Below are 16219 nucleotides of genomic sequence, written 5' to 3' on the forward strand. Positions count from 1 at the left end.
CCGCGCTTCGTTGCGACCGGACGACCAGCAGCAACGCCCAGCCCCGCGCTCAGCGTCGGGGCTGGACCACGCGATACTGCTTCTGATCGCCGTAGCTCTTGCCCTGCGGCTCGACATTGGCGCACAGGCGGCCTTCGCACAGGGTCACGTCGGCCTGGTTGTAGGCGCGCAGCAGATCGGCCGCGACCCGGTTCTCGTTGATGTCGGCGCGGTACTGCCACAACAGCCAACCGCCGCCGACCAGCAGCAGCAACACGCTGCCAAACGCCGCGCCGACTATTTTCCAGACCAGATGCTTGTGCAGCGATTCCATGCGCTTGAGCTGCGCGGCCAGGGTCTGCGAGCCTTCCTGCAGCAATCCGCCGGCGCTCTGCAGACGTTTCTCGTAAGCGCCCACCGGCTGATCCAGGCCGCTTTCCAACCGACCCATCACCGCGCCGGGCAAGCTGCGCAGGCTTTCGTCGGCCGATTGCCGGACCACGCCGGGCACTTGCTGGGCCAGTTGCTGCAGTTGCTGCATCACCGCGCGCTGGCTGGCGCTGATTTCGTCGCAGCGCCGCTCGAACTGCTCCATCAGCACCGCGGTCTTGCTGATCAAGGCCATCAATTCGTCTTGCTGCATGGTCCCCTCCTTGAGATCGTCGTAGCCAATGATCGCGCGGGATCGCTGCGCCCGCCGACGGCCGCGCATCCGGCCGATCGCATCGCAGACACTCCCCAGCAGACGGTCCCGAGCCTATGCCAGGGCGCGGGACAAGGCAACGACCGACGCCCTACCTCGAGGCGACGGCGTGTCGGCTAATCGTCGGCAAGCCCGCTGGCGATCACCACGAAATGCGGCGAGTCGTCGAAACCCGGTTGCCGGTCCGACAGATGCTCATGGCCGTAGTTCGCGCCCATGCGCTGCATGGTGTCGGCGGCCTTGTTGAGAAAGTTCGCGATCCGGCGCAATTCGGCTGGGGTCGCGACCAGGCTGATTTCCGCCATCTCCTTCGGCTGGATCTCGCCGCTGGACCGACCCTCACCGCTGTAACCGTGGATCTTCATGTTCGATGGTCCTGGGTGGGTCGCGACTTGGTTGCCGAAGCCGTGCTCGTATCGCTGCTGCGCTTCGAGCGAGCGATCAATCGGCTTCGCAAGGCACCGTCGACGACGTTGCGCGACGTGCGTCGGCGCGCGCCCAAGCATAGATCAGCAATCCGGCCAGCGCGGTGATCGCGCCGACCACGCCGGTCGAAGTCCAACCGTAACCCGCGGTGATCGCCATGCCGCCCAACCACGGCCCGAGTGCATTGGCCATGTTGAACGCGGAGTGGTTGGAGGCCGCCGCCAAGGTCTGCGCCGACTTGGCGACGTCCATCAGATGCGCCTGCAATACCGTCGCCAGCGCGCCCATCGTGCCGACCGCCAACACCGCCGGCAGCACCGTCCACACCGAGCGCGCGGCCAGCGGGAACAGCAGCAGGATGATCGTCGACCACACCAGGATCCACGCCGCCGCGCGGAACTGCAGACGATCGAACAACCAGCCGCCGCCCAATGTGCCGAGAATGCCGCCGATGCCGAACGCGATCAGGCCGAACGGAATGAACGACTCGCGCACGCCGGTGACATGCACCAGGGTCGGAGCCAGATAACTGAAGACGCAGAACATGCCGGCGAAGCCGATCGCGCCGATGCCCAGCGCCAGCCACACCGGCTTGCGGTTGAAGTCGCGCAGTTCGCGCATCGCGTCCGGACGCGGCGCGTTCATGCCACGCGGCAATACCCGCATCGTCATCGCCACCGTGGCCAAGGCGATCAGCGACACCAGTGCGAACGCCCAACGCCAACCGAAACTCTGCCCCAGCCACGTCGCCAGCGGATTGCCCACCAGCAGCGCGACCGACAAACCCAGCATCACCCGCCCGACCGCGGCGCCGCGTTGCTCGGGTGGACTGATCCGCGCGGCGACCAGGGCCGCGATTCCGAAATACGCGCCGTGCGGCAGGCCGGCGACGAAGCGCGCCAGCATCAGGCTGTAGTAGCCCGGCGCCAACGCGCTGGCCAGATTGCCGAATGCATAAAAGCCCATCAGCGCGAGCAGCAGACTGCGCCGCGACATGCGCGCGCCGAGGATCGCCAGGGTCGGTGCGCCGATCACCACGCCGAGCGCATAGGCGCTGATGACATGCCCCACCTGCGGCTCGGTCACCGCCATCGCGCGGGCGATGTCGGTGATCAGTCCCATCACCACGAACTCGCTGGTGCCGATGGCGAAACCGCCCATGGCCAGCGCGAACACGATCAGGCCGACCTGGCGGGGAGACAGAATCGGGGCGGGTGCGGGGGTGTCCGGGCGGACGGGGGCGGCGACGGTCATGAGGCCATTATTGTGCATTGCAGCATGCGGCGCCATTGCGGGATCGGCCGGTCGCGGCGGCGGGACTAAACCCTCGGGCCTTTGATCGCCGGATCGTCCTGCGCCTGCGCGGGTGCTTGTTGCGCCACGCCCTGCGCTTGTGACTGCTGCTGGGCCAGGGTGTCGCGAACCTGTTGCGAGGCCTGGGACAGGCTGGTGGCGTTGTCCTGCGCGGCGGGCAGCAGGGCCAGTTTCGCGGTCGGATTGCGCAGTTCGCCCTGACCGGCGATCAGGCCGCTGCGGTCGTTGTTGAACACGACGAAATCGATCCGATCCAGCCGCTCGTTCTGACCACCCTGCGGCCGTTGCGCGCCCGCGAGGCTGGCATAAGCCAGATTGGCGGCGGCCTGCTGCAGGCGTTCGTCCGGGAATGTACCCGGCGGAATGTTCGGCGAACGCCCGATCGCGTCCATCGCCTGCTGGAAGCGCTCGTGACCGGGGTGATTGCGGTCGGTGATGCTGGCCGCGCCTGGAGGCGAAGCGGCCGGCTGTTGCGGTCCGGGTTGAGCCGGCTGCGTTGGCGTCGGTTGCGTCGTCGGCGCGCCTTGGGTTGGCGCGCTGTGCTCAGGCGCGGGCGCACCTTGCTGCTGCGACTGTACGCGCGCCGCCGGGCCGATGTTGAACTCGGCGAAACTTCCCTCGCTTACAAGCCGATTGAGGTTGACTGTGATTTCCGGGTTGTTCGTGTTCCAGTTTGCGCCGATGTTGTGATCGCCCTCTCTTGCGCGCTCGTTGGTCCCGTAGGGATTACGTAGCGTGACCTGGGCCTCATTGGTTCGCGGATCGCGCGACACACCCATCACCATGTAGGCATGGCTTTCTTCCAGGCCATCGCGAACATCCCGGCCCTGTGTCGCCATCGACACCGGCCGGCCGTTCGCCAACGCCTGCTCCACCTCGGTATACACCGCATCCAACTCCAATCTGGCGGCATGCAAGGGCGCCCGGTACGGCGGCGGCTCGGGGCGTGCGACATGATCGGGGCCGGTGGGCCGCATCGGCGGGGCATCGGGATCGAGGATGCGCAAACTGCGGCCTGATTCTCCGGTCAAGGCATACATGCCGTCGCCCAGACCACCGCCGCCCGTCGGATCGCCTACCGTCAGGTAGCCTCGGCGCAGATCAACTCGTCCCTGCGAATCACGGCCATACAGTTCGGCGAACCCGGCTTCGATCACGGTCGGCCACAGGGGACCATCGCCCCCGCGATTGTTGTCGGCGGTGCCGCCGCCCCTCTCGCGAATATTCCGACGAATATCCTCTTGCGACACAACGATCGATTCCCGGATCGGGTCGGCTTGTCCCTGGCTACGCTCCTGCGTATTCGGAGGGCGGTACAGCGTTACCGTGAACTCTCCGACCTGCGCATCAAAGCGGATGGCATCGCGAATACGATCGGGTTGTTTCTCGCCGAGCGAGCCCATCGGCGCGAGGAAATAACAGTTGTAAATAAGGTCTTGGTCGATATCCGATGCACGGGGATTGCCGTTCGCTCCATACAAATCCTCCACCGTGTATTGCCGTTCCTTTGCCATACATATCTCCTGTCTGGACCATCTGCATTAATGTTTCGCGGATGGCACAAGTTCAAAATAGCCCAGTAAGGTGCGATCGTGCGTATCGGGCAAAAAATCGTTGGCCCAAACGAAAGCGACATAGCGCGGTGAGCTATCGCCAAATGTCCACAGAAAAATCCTGTAACCATCATCGTCATACCAGCCATTGATCTTCATCGAACCGCCCAAGTTCTGCGTAACGTGTTGCTGCGCCTTGGAGCCAATCGCCGCTCCGTCGGTGGACCCGGGCGCGGTTAACACGAAACGTTGACCGATCACTCGATATTCGTGCTTCAGATATCGCTCGACCCACTGCACCATCGCCGCCTTGGCACGCTGCTGCTCGTGCGCGGGCGACACGCTGTCATACGGCTCGGGCGATGCCCACTCCTGTAAGTCCTTCAGCGTGCTATTGGCTGGCTCGATAGTTTTGCAACTCATCAGCGAGCAGCACACCAGCAGTAGCAAAGCCGCGAGAGGGCGAAATTTCATGGTGAGTCTCCTGCCTGATGTGGCCGTGCACTGCTGTTCTTCCCTGCTCATATCGACTTCCTGTTGTCGCAGCCTGGTTAATTTTTCGCTACGGACTCAAGTTCCAGATAGCCCAACATACGGCGTTCGGGCGTACCAGGCAAAAAATCGCGGGTCAACACGAAAGCCACATAGCGCGGTGAGCTGTCGCCGAATTTCCACACATGCAGCATGTAGTTATCATCGTCATACCAGCCATCGATGTGCATCGCGCCACCCAAGTTCTGCGTGACATATTGATGCGCCTTGGAGCCGATCGCCGCTCCTGCGGTGTCCCCGGGCGCGATCAAAACGAAACGTTGACCGACCACCCGATATTCGTGCTTCAGATACTGCTCGACCCATCGCACCATCGCCGCTTTGGCGCGCCGCTGCTCGTGCTCGGGCGACACGCTGTCGTACGGCTCGGGCGTTGCCCACTCCTGCATATCCTTGAGCGTGCTATTGGCTGGCTCGATGGTTTTGCAGCTTGTCAGCACGCAGCACACCAGCAAGAGTAAGGCCACGAAAGGGCGGAATTTCATGGCAAGTCTCCTTCTGCCGATGCAGTCAGTGTAGACCGAGCCTGCTATGGCTGCCCATGCTTACTTATGGTGCCGATTTAGATACTGCAACATCACAGGCCGCTACCGGCCAATCATCGAATCGTCGCCGAAGCGCTTGACTCAAGGCGCGAGTTCGAAATAGCCAACCAGACTACGTTCGGGCGTGCCGGGCAAGAAATCGCTACCCATCACCATGGAGATATAACGCGGCGTGCCATCGTCAAGCTTCCATAGCAAAATCCGATAGCCCTTTTCAGCATCATGATGAGAAAAAGAATATTCATGTTCGTACCATGCGACCGGTTGCGGAACACCGCCCAATACCTGTCTGACATATTGACTTGCCTTTGATCTTATCCGGGCGCCGTCCGTGAACCCAGGCTCAGTCAATACAAAACGCTGATCAACGACGGTGACTTTGTATTTTTCACTCAAATGCTGCTCCAGCCACTGCACCATGGCGGCTTTCGCACGACGCTGCTCATGGGGCGGAGACGGGCTATCCCGCGGCGCGGGCGTCGCTGACGCCTGCAAACGGTCGAGCACGCTATCTCGTGGCTTTACCGTCTGACACCCGCCCAACAGACAGGCTGCCAACAGTAGAAAGGCAACCAGCAGTCGGCCTGACTTGAAACTGCGGGAGCTCTTTGTCGCGCACTTCCGTTCTTGTCCGACCATGCCTAACGCTTCTTGAAGATGTGTTTGTGTCAACGCTTGGCGGAAGACGTGAGTTCAAAATATCCGACCAAACTTCGCTCGCGCGTACCGGGCAAGAAATTATTGGCGACCACAAAAGCGACATAGCGCGGTGAGCTATCGCCAAATCTCCACAGAAACATCATGTAATTATCATCGTCATACCAGCCTTCGACCTGCATCGTGCCGCCCAGGGTCTGGGTCACATACTGATGCGCCTTGGAGCCGATCCCCGCATTGCTGGTGAACCCTGGCGCGGTCAAGACGAAACGTTGATTGACCACCCGATAGTCATGTTTCAGATACTGCTCGACCCACTGCACCATCGCCGCTTTTGCGCGTCGCTGCTCGTACTCGGGCGAAAAGCTGCCAACTCGCTTTGGCATCGACCACTGTTGCAAATCTTTTAGCGTGCCATTGGCTGGCTCGATGGTTTTGCAGCCCGTCAGCGCGCAGCACACCAGAACGAGCAAGGCCGCGAGAAGGCGGAATTTCATGGCGAGCTTCCTACTGCCGATTACCGCCAGTCTAGACCGCGCCTGTCGTGGTTGCCCGTCCTTTCCAGCCGCTGTGTCTCGCCCACATCGCCACGCCACGCTCCAGGGTCGTACTAGACCCCACAATCGACTCAAAGCGGCACGCGTTTTCCATCCAGCATGCCGCGCTCCAGGCGTCCGTTCTCGACGAACAGCAATTCGCCGGAGCGGCCTTCCTTGATGCTGCTGTCGACGGCGATCACGCGGCCGTCGAAATAACCGCCGACGTGCTCCATCGAGGTATGGCCGACCACGATACGGCTCACGCCGAGGCGGTCGAGAATCGTCTGCATGTCGTTCTGGCTGAGCTCGCCTTGCTTGAAATAGCCGCGGTACCAGATCGGACTGGTCTTGCCGTCGTACAGCGGTGCGAACAGTGGATCCTGCTTCACCGTGGTCTTGGCCAGGCCGAGCGATTGCCGGTAGCGCGCGTTGACCGCGTCGCGATCCAGTTGCAGATCGAAATGACCCGGCTCGATGCCGCCGTGGACGAACAGCAGATCGTCGATCTTCAGCATCGTCGGCAATGTGCGCAGCCATGCGCCCAGCACGCTGTCGGCGTCGTACAACTGCGGGTACGGCTTGCCCAGCAGCTCGGCGCCGCGCAGGTACTTCGGGTTGACGTAGCGCAGGTCGTCGTACAGCACCATGGTTTCGTGATTGCCGAGCAGCACATGCACGTCGCCGCCGGCGTCGCGCGCCTGTTGCTGCAACTGATACAGCAGCCAGAACGTCTCAGTGACACGCGCGCCGCGATCGAACACGTCACCGACCACGACGAGGTGACCGCTGCCGTAGTTCCAGCGAAGCCGCTTGTCGATGACGCGATTGGCTTGCAGCAAGCGCACGGCCAGATCGAACTGGCCGTGGATGTCGGACAGGGCGACGATGCGGTCGACGCCGCTAATGGCCGATGTGGGTTTGGCGACCGCCTTCGCCCTGACTTCGATGGGATCGGGATAACCGCAGCGCGGCGGTATCCGCAGCGGCCATCGCCGCGCCTTGAACGTCTTGCGGATCACCTCGCCGTCGCAGACCCACTGCGCCTGCACCTGCGAGGCGCCGTAGCTCAGGTAGGGCCCGTCCTGGATCGATGTCGCCGCCACCGCTTCGGCCTCGGCCGGTTGCTGGCTGCGCTCCTGCGCGAAGGCCGCGCCGCCAACCGCGAGTGTGGAGAGCAGGCATCCCGATAGCAGACGTGCGAAAGCATTCATCGAGGTCGGATTCCGTCCGGGGTAATGATTCATCGGCGCGGCCAGACCGCGCTCAAGCTTGCCACGATGCGCCTGCGTCGTCGTTGCCGAACCAGGCGCGGCGCGTGGCCGGATCTTGGACGATCCGGCGCCGCTTCTCCAGCGCGCGACCCAGACGGCGCCGACGCCCGGCGACTGTCGATTGCGGCCTGGACGGCCCGAGCGGCGCAGCGTGAACCTTTTTCCCCATGCACCGACTACCTTGGGGACGAGTGAAGGAGAGTCCGTCAGTGGACGAACACGCATCCGACCGCGAACCCATCGACCAAGCGCGCGCCGACCTGTTGCTGGTCGTGCGCTGCCAGTTGGGCGAGCGCGCGGCGTTCGACGACCTCATCCGGCGCTGGTCCGGCTCGCTGCACCGGTATGCGCTGAAGCTGTGCAACGACCCCGAACTGGCCGACGACCTCACCCAGGAGGTGTGGCTGCGCGCCTTGCAGGGGCTGGGCAAACTGCGCGAGGCCGCGCAGTTCCGCGCCTGGCTGTTCGGGATCGCGCACCGCTGCTTCATGGACCGGCTGCGAACGCGCTATGCCATGCCCGTGGACAGCGGCATCGATCTCGATGAGCTGGCGACGGTCGAGGCGCACGACGACGACGAGGATCTGGAGCGGGCGCTCGCCGTCGGCATGGCGTCGCTGCCGTTGGTCGAACGCGAAGTGTTGACGCTGTTCTACCTCGAAGAGCTGTCGCTGGGCGATATCGCCGCCGCGCTGGGGATTCCCCTCGGCACGGTCAAATCCAGGCTGTTCCGCGCAAGGACGCTGTTACGCAAATACATTGCCCCGGAGGCATCGCGCTCATGATCACCCAATCCTCGCCACGCTCGCTGGAAGCGGAACTGCGGCAGCTGACCACGCATGCGCTGTCCACTCGCTCGCGCTATGGCCATGTCGCCTTGCTGCTGGCGGCGCTGATGATGAGCGTGCTGCTCGGCGCATTGCTCGCAACCGAGCCGGCGTTGCCCGGTCGCACCCGGGTCGCGCTCACGGTCATGCTGGGCATCGGCGCCAGTTGGGTCGTGTATGCGGTGTGGGTACTGCGTCATCGCAGGCCTCTACTGGCCAATCACCGGGTGGTGGCGGGCTGGATGGCGGTGACGTTCACCACGCTGTTTTTCGTCGGCGCATCGGCGATGGCGCTCACCGCGGGCGGCCCGGTCTTCCAGGCCGCGGCCACGGTGGGTGCCGCGATGCTCGCTGTTGCGGTGGCCGTGCTGATCCGCGCCTACCGCAACGTCGCACGACTGCAGGCCCGGCGCCGCGAACTGGAACGGCAACTGGGCCTGTGACGGACGCCGTGCTGTTGCTCAGGCCGTCGACGCATCCGTCCGCGGCAGTTTGGCGATCACCTTGATCTCGAACTGAAAGCCGTACAGCCAGGTCACGCCGATGCCGGTCAAGGTCGGGTACGGGGCGCTGCCCCAGTAATCGGGCAGCACGTTCCAGATCGTATCGAAGTGAGTTTCGGGATCGACGATGAACACGGTCACGTCGATCACATCGTCGAACGTGCAGCCCGCGGCTTGCAGGATCGCGTTGAGGTTGTCGAACGCGCGTCGCACCTGCGCGGTCAGTTCGGGCTCGGGCGAGCCATCCTCGCGGCTGCCCACCTGGCCCGAGACGAACAGGAAACCGTCGGAGCGGATCGCCGGCGAGTAGCGATTGCGTTCGTAGAGCGCCTGGCGCCCGGCGGGGAAGACCACGTCGCGTTTGTTCATTGAATTATCTCCATCGAAGGGTCGCAGCCGACCCGCGCCGCGACGATGCGAGGACTCTAGGCCAGCCGATGCGGGGGATAAACAGGCCAGTACGGTCATCACTGTCCGTAGAATCCAAACAATCCCCGACCCGGCCGGAGCGCAGATGGACCGTTTCGATGCGATGCAGGCCTTCGTTCGCGTGGTCGAAGCCGGCAGCTTCACCAAGGCGGCGCAGACCCTGCACATGAGCAAGACCAGCGTGACCCAGCTGGTGCAGCAGTTGGAAGCGCGGCTGCGCGTGCGCCTGCTCAACCGCACCACGCGCAAGCTCGCCGTCACCGCCGACGGCGCCGCTTACTACGAGCGCGTGGTGCGTCTGCTCGCCGACATGGACGATGCCGAGAGCAGCCTGTCCAGCGCCTCGGCCGCGCCCAAGGGCCGGTTGCGCGTGGATGTGCCCAGCCCGCTCGCGCGCATGATCCTGATGCCGGCGCTGCCCGCGTTCCACGCGCAATACCCGGACATCCAGTTCGACATGGGCGTGAGCGACCGCATGGTCGATCTGATCGGCGAGCACGTCGACTGCGTCGTGCGCGGCGGCGCGCTTACCGATCAATCGTTGATGGCCCGGCATGTCGGCGATCTGCAACTGCGCGTGTATGCGGCGCCTAGCTATCTGCAGCGCGTCGGCACGCCGTCGCATCCAAGCGAACTGGAGGACAGCCTTCACCGCATCGTCGGCTTCCATTGGGCCCGCAGCGGCAAGGTCTTTCGCTACGCCATGCAGCGCGGCGCAGAAAGCATCGATGCGCAAGGCCGCTACGTGCTCGCGGTCGACGACGGCAACGCCTATCTCGCCGCGGGCCTGGCCGGCATGGGCGTGCTGTGGTTGCCGGATTACATGGCGAAGGCGCATGCGGCACGCGGCGAACTGACTCCCTTGTTCGAGGACTGGCGGATGGAGCCGATGCCGTTGTACCTGGCGTTCCCGCCCAACCGCCATGTCAGTCGCAAACTGCGGGTGTTCATCGACTGGATCGTCGAACTGATGGCGCAGCACGCGCCGATCACCACCCGGCCCGATCCATGAACGCCGCCGCGGAAGCGTGATCCAGTTCGAATCATGAACGCCTGATCAGACGGTCTGTGCCACCGACGCGACTGGACGGACCGAACGGCGCGTGGCTATCATCCCAGCGCCTGAATACGCACGCAGATCATCACGCAAAGGGCCCCTTGCAACCGAGGAGCCGCCCATGCGTGCGCTGTCCAGCCTTGAACCGATCCCGCACCCGGATGCGCAAACCGGACTCGCCCAATGGCGCGAGCTGACGCGCCAGGCCAACGCGGCCTTCGACCGACGCCAATTCGCGCATGCGCAACGCCTGTACCGACAGGCGTTGCAGACAGCGCTGGCGCTGATCGCAAGTCCGGCGCTCGCCGCCTGCCCTGACGACTGCCTCGCCGCCCTGGTCGTGGCGCATCACAACGTGTCCGAAACGCATCGCCAGCGCCGCGATGCGATCGGCACGCTCGACCACTTGTGCCTGCCGCACGAAGCCCTGATCCGGATCGCCGCCGATCCGCGCGTGCCCGATGCCGCGCGTCGCCGCGCCGTGCATCACATGAGCCGCACCCGACTCGCCCTGCTCGACTGGCAGACCCGCCACGGCGCATGCGCGAGGACCCAAGCCCTGTTGCGCGACGGCCTGTCGGCGTTGTCGTCGCTGGGCGCCGACGCGTTTCACTGATTCGCTTCGCCCCTCTCCCGCCTTTGGAAAACCCACCATGACTTACGCGCTTCCCGCCCTGCCCTACGCCTTCGATGCACTCGAGCCGCATATCGACGCGAAGACGATGGAGATCCATCACAGCAAGCATCACCAGACCTACATCAACAATCTCAACGCCGCGCTGCAAGGCAACGAACACGACGGCGTCGCGGTGGAAACGCTGATCGCCGAGATCGACCGCCTGCCCGAACACTTGCGCGCGCCGGTGCGCAACAACGGCGGTGGACATGCCAACCACAGTCTGTTCTGGACGGTGATGGCGCCCGCCGATCAAGGCGGCGGCGGTCGACCCGATGGCGCGTTGGCGCAGGCGATCGAGTCCGACCTCGGCGGCTTCGACACCTTCAAGGACGCCTTCACCAAGGCAGCGCTGACCCGCTTCGGCAGCGGCTGGGCCTGGCTGGTGGTGGGCGCGGACGGAAAGCTCGGCGTCGAGAGCAGCGGCAATCAGGACAGCCCGCTGATGCGCGGGATCGGCTCGGGCGGCGTGCCCATCCTCGGCCTGGACGTGTGGGAGCACGCGTATTACCTGAAGTACCAGAACCGGCGGCCGGATTACATCGCCGCTTTCTACAACGTGGTGAATTGGCCGGAAGTCGCGAGGCGGTATGCACAGGCGCAGAACTGATTCCCGCGCCGAGGGCGCGACGAGCCACGCGCGCGCGACGGTGTTCGGTCGCAGGCTGAGCGTGGCGCAATGGTTCGGGCTGGCGATCCTCGCGCTGGGCGCGATGGCGATGATCGCCGACGCCTGGCGCTTCATCGACAGCGTGCCGGCGGTGCGCGCCGCGTTCGTCGGTGGTTCGGTCGCGGCGCTCGCGACGGCATTGGGTGCGTTGCCGGTGTTGTTCTCGCAGCGCCTGTCCGATCGCATCCAGGACACTCTGTTCGGATTCGGCGCCGGGGTGATGCTCGCGGCCTGCGCGTTCTCGCTGATCATTCCGGGACTGGCGGCGGCACAGGCCACCGCCCAGTTCGGCGGCGGCGAACGCGGCGCCAGTCTGGTGATCGGCCTGGCCGTGCTGTTGGGCGGCGCGACGATCATGCTGATCGATCGGGTCGTGCCGCACGAGCACTTCATCAAGGGCCGCGAAGGACAGTCGCCGGGAAAACTGCGTCGCACCTGGCTGTTCGTGTTCGCCATCGCGCTGCACAACCTGCCAGAGGGCCTGGCGATCGGCGTGGGCTATGCCGGCAACGAGGGCGCGGTGCGGGCCAATGCGCTGGCGATCGGCATCGCGATCCAGGATGTGCCCGAAGGCCTGGTGGTGGCGGTCGCGTTGCTGGCCGCGGGTTACGGCCGGCTATGGTCGGTGTTCATCGGCGCCGCGAGCGGTCTGATCGAACCGGTCGGCGCCGTGCTCGGCGCGGCCGTGACCAGTCATTCGCATGCGTTGCTGCCGTGGGGGCTGGGCTTCGCCGCCGGCGCGATGCTGTTCGTGATCAGCCACGAGATCATTCCCGAATCGCATCGCAAGGGCCATGAGAGTTTCGCCACGGCCGGGTTGATGATCGGGTTCGTGTTGATGATGGTGCTGGATACTGCTCTGGGTTGAGGCCGGCACTCGGTTGAGGCCGGCGCTGGGATAGCGCCGACTGATTCGGTCGGCGCTGCGCACGCGACGTTACGCACAGGCGAAGGCGAGGCTCACGGCAAATTCGGATTCGGCGCCGGATCAGTGCGGCGCCAGCGCTCGGGCAGGCCGTAATCCTTGCAGGTGCCGCAGGTCCAGTCGTTCTCACCCGCTGCCTGCAGGATCAGGCGCGGCGCCTTGGGATCGGCGCAGGCCACCCGGGACACGTCCGCGCCCGGCATCAGGATGTCGAAGCCGTTCTCGCGTTCGCAGTAGTACTCCAGATAATCCAGCGCCGGACCCTTGCGCTTGCCGATCATGCCCAGGTCGAGAATCGCGGTCGAAGCGTCCATCAGGATCATCGGCGCCATCGGCCGCGACAGCGCGCCGCGCTGCACCGCGGCCTGGACCTGCGCGGCCTCGGTGTACTCCACCGGCACGTAGCGGCCGGCGTAAGGCGCATGCAGGCTCGACACCGGCGCCTGCTGTTCGCGGATCTGTCGCGACACCATCTCGTGCAGACGAGCCATCTTCTGCGGCGACAGACCGTCGACCAGACGCCCATCCTCATCGTTTTCGTCGCGGTAAACGGTCACCCGGCCCCAACGGTCGGCCGAGTCGATGTTGTAGTACTCGAACGGCACCACCACGTTCCCATCCAGATCGATCACGCCGTGCTTGCCGCCGCGCTGGGCGTCGACGATCACGAACTCGGGCCACGGCGCCTTCAATCCCAACGGCCAATAACTGTCTTCCGGGCTGATGAATTGGTAGTCGCCCGCGAACACGGGCTTTCCGCTGCGCACGTCGTACAAGGTATAGCGATCGCGGTCTTCGGCTTTGGCCGAGTAATCGGAATCCGAAAACATCACATACGGCAGGGGCAGCTCGCTGTTCGGCGCGATTTCGGTATGCGTGGCGTCGATCCGCCAACGCCCGGCGCTGTCGATCACGCCCATCTTGTCGCCCACCTTGACGATGTACACCTCCTGGCTCGGATAGCGCGCGATGACCCGCATGTCGGCCATCGGCAGGATCACGCGCCCATCGGCGTCAACCACGCCGGCGTGGTAGCGTGTGCCCTCGCCCCAGCGCAGGGTGAAGAATTGCGGCGGCGCCTTGTTTCCTTCCCGCTCCGACGATGCGATCGGCACGACTCCGATCTCGTCGTAGTCGGGCTTGACCAGCCAGCGACCGTCGCGATCGGCAAGGCCCTCGCGTTCGTCGGCGCCATCGGGCGCGGCCACCGTGACGACCAGGCGAGCGGCCAGGGTCTGGTAGATGGAGCGGGCCTGCAACTCGGCGACGCGGCGGCCGGCCTCGTCCAGCAGCAGTACCGTGCGGTTCGCGTAGCGCGGCGCGGATTCATCGCCGCCCTTCGCTTTGCGATATGGAATCGCGAACCAGCGGCGCGACTGCGGCAGGTAGTCGACCTCGGTGAACTCGCCGGCAAGCGCGGGTTTCGAGGTTTCGTCCAGCACGCGGCAGCGCGGCTCATCGACGATCTCTTCGCCGGTCTCTTCGCCGACCGGACGAATGCACTCGCGAATCCACGGCGAGCCCTCGAGCGCTTCGTAGTCGACGCCATCGCGGAACTCCGTCAACGCCTTGCCGTTGCGATCGAACAACGCCGACTGGCCGCGTCGGGTTACCGCCAGCAAGGACGAAACCGCCTTGACCGAATCGTTGAGCGGGTCCAGCACGATCCGTCCCTGCGCATTCATCGCACCGACGCGGCGCGCGCGCTGGAACGAGAACAGGCCGGTTCCCTTCAGCGCGTCGAGTTCGGTATACACCGGCTCGGCCACAACCCGGCCGTCCTCGCGCACCAGACCGCCCTTGCCGCCGAGCACCGGTGAGCCTTCGGTGCCGATCAGCATCACGTCCAGCGAGGGCTCGGGCGGCTCGACATACTCGAACGGACCGGCGATGCGCTTGCCGCGCGCGTCGAGCAGTTCGCCGCCGAGTCCGGCGCGGCTCAACCAGCCACCGCCGGGCAGCCGGATGAGTTCGACCGTATCGACCGGCACCACCACGCGGCCCTGCGCATCGCGCAGGCCCTGGCCGGTCCAGCGGGTGAGATCGTTGTTCAAGGTGAATACTTCAAGCGCGCCTTCGGCGGGCTGGGCCGCATCGGCGCCCGACAGCGGCGCGCACAACGTCCCGGCGCAAACCAGCGCCAGCAGGGATTTGAACAGCGAACCGCGCATCAGCGATCTCCGATCGGACAGGAAGGAACGAAACTGGCGCGATAGTCCAGCCAGATCGCGCGCGCCGACAGCAGCAGCGGCGCACCGGCTTCGGTCGACAAGCGCGTGGGGTCGATTTCGAACGCGGCCGTCTGCGCCGCCGCGCCGCAACGTTGCGCGGCGAGTTTGCACAGGCTTGCCGAATCCGAAGGCGCTCGCGGGCCGAGCCATTCGTCCCAACCGCTCGGCCCGTACGACGACTGCTGCGCCAATTGGGTCAGCGTCGCCAGCACCGGCGCCGATCGACGCAACAATTCGGCGCCGCCCGCGGCAGCGCGGAAGCGCTGCTCGATCGGCACGGCGAGGCCGTTGCGGCAATCGACTGCCAGCACCTGTTCGACCTGCGCGTCCTCGGGCACCTCCTGTGGCCAGCGCTCGACCTCGCCTCGCGAGGTGCGCGACGTCACCTCGATGACGCCGTCGCCGCGATGGCGCAGCGAGCCCAGATCGAACGCGGACAGCGAATCTTCGGCCGGCGCCGAGCGCGACCGACGCTCGCTCCGACGCGATGCTGGCGCTGCCGTCTGCGGCGTCGGCAGCGGCGGCGCATAACGCGCGATCGCCCGGTCGTATTGCGCGCGCAGGCGGTCGAACAAACCACGCGCGTCGGCGGGCGGCGCATCGCCGATCGCGGCATAGTCGTAGGCGAACTCGGCCGCCGCTTCCGATTCCGGCGCGGCCGCCGAACCGGCCTGTCGGGGCATCATCGCCAGTGCGCACGCCAGCCAGATCTCGCTGGACGCGGGCCAGCGATGGCTCTCCACTTCGCCCTGGCGCAAAGCGATTTGTTGCAACTGGTCTTCATAGGGCAGATCGCGGCGCGCGATCGGGCTGCTGTCGCGGTCGAGCAGCAGCAAGGCCGTATCCACGTACAGACCGGTGCGGCAGTCGAGCAGACGTTCAAGGGACTCGTAATAGCCGCGTGCGTTCTGCTCGGCGGTCCAGCCATGCGACGAGGTGCGCGGATAGCGCGACGCCGATTCGATCAGGCCGTCGGCCCGCAGCGTCAACCGATCGCGGTCGACCGCATGCGCGCCGTCGCCCATGAAGCCGCTCCATCGGCCGGAGTCCGCATCGGCCTGCGATGCCATCGTCATGCCCGCATTCGAACACCCCAGAATCAGTGCAAGCCATGCACCGTGCCCACGTCCCTGTAACCACGCCATATCGCTTCACCACCGATGCAGATCAAGAAGGCCGGAGTTCGCGATCACCTAGCGATCACTCCTGGATCCATTCTCCCATACCGCGGTGCGGTGCAGTCGCGCGCCAGGCACGGGCGCTCGGCCACGTCGCCGCCTGACGCATCCTGGATATCGTTGCGCCGGCCGACGCGCAATGCCGGCAAGGTCGACGGGACGAAACACTGCACAAGATCGCGGC

Annotated in this window: 18 protein-coding genes; 6 read left to right on the forward strand and 12 right to left on the reverse strand. The window is 65.2% G+C overall.

Going from position 1 to position 16219, the window contains the following annotated elements; translation table 11 throughout:
* Nucleotides 1–49: 49 nt before the first annotated feature.
* From ASD86_RS03015 to ASD86_RS03050, 9 genes are all read right to left on the reverse strand, one after another.
* Nucleotides 50–622 carry a hypothetical protein gene (locus ASD86_RS03015; RefSeq protein WP_056107097.1) on the reverse strand — a complete coding sequence of 191 codons (573 nt, stop codon included), beginning with the start codon at nt 620–622 and terminating at the stop codon, nt 50–52.
* 176 nt (nt 623–798) lie between these two features.
* Nucleotides 799–1047: a hypothetical protein gene (locus ASD86_RS03020; protein ID WP_056106662.1), complete on the reverse strand. Its 249-nt coding sequence runs from the start codon at nt 1045–1047 to the stop codon at nt 799–801.
* 76 nt (nt 1048–1123) lie between these two features.
* A complete protein-coding gene (locus ASD86_RS03025; protein WP_056107099.1) occupies nt 1124–2362 on the reverse strand; it encodes an MFS transporter in 1239 nt (412 codons plus the stop codon).
* A 65-nt stretch (nt 2363–2427) separates the two neighbouring features.
* Entirely contained in the window at nt 2428–3936 is a 1509-nt protein-coding gene (locus ASD86_RS03030) for an XVIPCD domain-containing protein (protein WP_157476053.1), read from the reverse strand.
* 27 nt (nt 3937–3963) lie between these two features.
* Entirely contained in the window at nt 3964–4449 is a 486-nt protein-coding gene (locus ASD86_RS03035; protein ID WP_157476055.1) for a hypothetical protein, read from the reverse strand.
* Between the two features lie 77 nt (nt 4450–4526).
* On the reverse strand, nt 4527–5012 hold the full coding sequence (locus ASD86_RS03040; RefSeq protein WP_056106668.1) for a hypothetical protein: 486 nt from the start codon (nt 5010–5012) through the stop codon (nt 4527–4529).
* A gap of 141 nt (nt 5013–5153) precedes the next feature.
* Complete coding sequence (locus tag ASD86_RS26360) at nt 5154–5579, reverse strand: hypothetical protein (RefSeq protein WP_157476057.1); 426 nt, start codon at nt 5577–5579, stop codon at nt 5154–5156.
* Between the two features lie 161 nt (nt 5580–5740).
* A complete protein-coding gene (locus ASD86_RS03045; RefSeq protein WP_056106670.1) occupies nt 5741–6226 on the reverse strand; it encodes a hypothetical protein in 486 nt (161 codons plus the stop codon).
* 131 nt (nt 6227–6357) lie between these two features.
* On the reverse strand, nt 6358–7479 hold the full coding sequence (locus ASD86_RS03050) for a metallophosphoesterase (RefSeq protein ID WP_056107106.1): 1122 nt from the start codon (nt 7477–7479) through the stop codon (nt 6358–6360).
* A gap of 269 nt (nt 7480–7748) precedes the next feature.
* Here ASD86_RS03050 and ASD86_RS03055 point away from each other — a divergent pair, with 269 nt between their 5' ends.
* Together ASD86_RS03055 and ASD86_RS03060 are read left to right on the forward strand one after the other, a co-directional pair.
* Entirely contained in the window at nt 7749–8324 is a 576-nt protein-coding gene (locus ASD86_RS03055; RefSeq protein ID WP_056106672.1) for a sigma-70 family RNA polymerase sigma factor, read from the forward strand.
* Nucleotides 8321–8809 carry a hypothetical protein gene (locus tag ASD86_RS03060; protein WP_056106674.1) on the forward strand — a complete coding sequence of 163 codons (489 nt, stop codon included), beginning with the start codon at nt 8321–8323 and terminating at the stop codon, nt 8807–8809. The genes ASD86_RS03055 and ASD86_RS03060 overlap by 4 nt, the downstream gene beginning before the upstream one ends.
* An 18-nt stretch (nt 8810–8827) precedes the next feature.
* On the opposite strand, the gene ASD86_RS03065 is transcribed toward ASD86_RS03060, so the two are convergent.
* Nucleotides 8828–9238, reverse strand: a complete 411-nt coding sequence (locus ASD86_RS03065; protein WP_056106676.1) for a RidA family protein — start codon at nt 9236–9238, stop codon at nt 8828–8830.
* A 145-nt stretch (nt 9239–9383) separates the two neighbouring features.
* Between ASD86_RS03065 and ASD86_RS03070 the strand changes: the two genes are divergently transcribed.
* From ASD86_RS03070 to ASD86_RS03085, 4 genes are all read left to right on the forward strand, one after another.
* Nucleotides 9384–10310: a LysR family transcriptional regulator gene (locus ASD86_RS03070; RefSeq protein ID WP_056106678.1), complete on the forward strand. Its 927-nt coding sequence runs from the start codon at nt 9384–9386 to the stop codon at nt 10308–10310.
* 166 nt (nt 10311–10476) lie between these two features.
* A complete protein-coding gene (locus ASD86_RS03075; protein WP_056106680.1) occupies nt 10477–10971 on the forward strand; it encodes a hypothetical protein in 495 nt (164 codons plus the stop codon).
* 37 nt (nt 10972–11008) lie between these two features.
* Nucleotides 11009–11641 (forward strand): superoxide dismutase, encoded by a 633-nt coding sequence (locus ASD86_RS03080; RefSeq protein ID WP_056106682.1) that lies wholly within the window; start codon nt 11009–11011, stop codon nt 11639–11641.
* A gap of 40 nt (nt 11642–11681) precedes the next feature.
* Complete coding sequence (locus ASD86_RS03085; RefSeq protein WP_056107109.1) at nt 11682–12569, forward strand: ZIP family metal transporter; 888 nt, start codon at nt 11682–11684, stop codon at nt 12567–12569.
* A gap of 92 nt (nt 12570–12661) precedes the next feature.
* Here ASD86_RS03085 and ASD86_RS03090 read toward each other — a convergent pair whose 3' ends face one another.
* Together ASD86_RS03090 and ASD86_RS27165 are read right to left on the reverse strand one after the other, a co-directional pair.
* Nucleotides 12662–14797, reverse strand: a complete 2136-nt coding sequence (locus ASD86_RS03090) for a WG repeat-containing protein (RefSeq protein WP_056106685.1) — start codon at nt 14795–14797, stop codon at nt 12662–12664.
* The gene (locus ASD86_RS27165; RefSeq protein WP_162253599.1) at nt 14797–15933 is read right to left on the reverse strand and encodes a hypothetical protein; all 1137 of its coding nucleotides are present in this window, start codon (nt 15931–15933) and stop codon (nt 14797–14799) included. Before ASD86_RS27165 ends, ASD86_RS03090 begins: the two co-directional genes overlap by 1 nt.
* Nucleotides 15934–16219 lie beyond the last annotated feature (286 nt).

Source organism: Lysobacter sp. Root690 (genome assembly GCF_001427785.1).
Taxonomy (GTDB): Bacteria; Pseudomonadota; Gammaproteobacteria; order Xanthomonadales; family Xanthomonadaceae; genus Lysobacter.

Bases quoted from the DNA above. Each gene is read 5' to 3' on its own strand.
- ASD86_RS03025 (WP_056107099.1), bottom strand. From the start codon at position 2,362: ATGACCGTCGCCGCCCCCGTCCGCCCGGACACCCCCGCACCCGCCCCG.
- ASD86_RS03030 (WP_157476053.1), bottom strand. From the start codon at position 3,936: ATGGCAAAGGAACGGCAATACACGGTGGAGGATTTGTATGGAGCGAAC.
- ASD86_RS03090 (WP_056106685.1), bottom strand. From the start codon at position 14,797: ATGCGCGGTTCGCTGTTCAAATCCCTGCTGGCGCTGGTTTGCGCCGGG.
- ASD86_RS03075 (WP_056106680.1), top strand. From the start codon at position 10,477: ATGCGTGCGCTGTCCAGCCTTGAACCGATCCCGCACCCGGATGCGCAA.
- ASD86_RS03015 (WP_056107097.1), bottom strand. From the start codon at position 622: ATGCAGCAAGACGAATTGATGGCCTTGATCAGCAAGACCGCGGTGCTG.
- ASD86_RS03060 (WP_056106674.1), top strand. From the start codon at position 8,321: ATGATCACCCAATCCTCGCCACGCTCGCTGGAAGCGGAACTGCGGCAG.
- ASD86_RS03070 (WP_056106678.1), top strand. From the start codon at position 9,384: ATGGACCGTTTCGATGCGATGCAGGCCTTCGTTCGCGTGGTCGAAGCC.
- ASD86_RS27165 (WP_162253599.1), bottom strand. From the start codon at position 15,933: ATGACGATGGCATCGCAGGCCGATGCGGACTCCGGCCGATGGAGCGGC.
- ASD86_RS03035 (WP_157476055.1), bottom strand. From the start codon at position 4,449: ATGAAATTTCGCCCTCTCGCGGCTTTGCTACTGCTGGTGTGCTGCTCG.
- ASD86_RS03020 (WP_056106662.1), bottom strand. From the start codon at position 1,047: ATGAAGATCCACGGTTACAGCGGTGAGGGTCGGTCCAGCGGCGAGATC.
- ASD86_RS03080 (WP_056106682.1), top strand. From the start codon at position 11,009: ATGACTTACGCGCTTCCCGCCCTGCCCTACGCCTTCGATGCACTCGAG.
- ASD86_RS03045 (WP_056106670.1), bottom strand. From the start codon at position 6,226: ATGAAATTCCGCCTTCTCGCGGCCTTGCTCGTTCTGGTGTGCTGCGCG.
- ASD86_RS03040 (WP_056106668.1), bottom strand. From the start codon at position 5,012: ATGAAATTCCGCCCTTTCGTGGCCTTACTCTTGCTGGTGTGCTGCGTG.
- ASD86_RS03050 (WP_056107106.1), bottom strand. From the start codon at position 7,479: ATGAATGCTTTCGCACGTCTGCTATCGGGATGCCTGCTCTCCACACTC.
- ASD86_RS03065 (WP_056106676.1), bottom strand. From the start codon at position 9,238: ATGAACAAACGCGACGTGGTCTTCCCCGCCGGGCGCCAGGCGCTCTAC.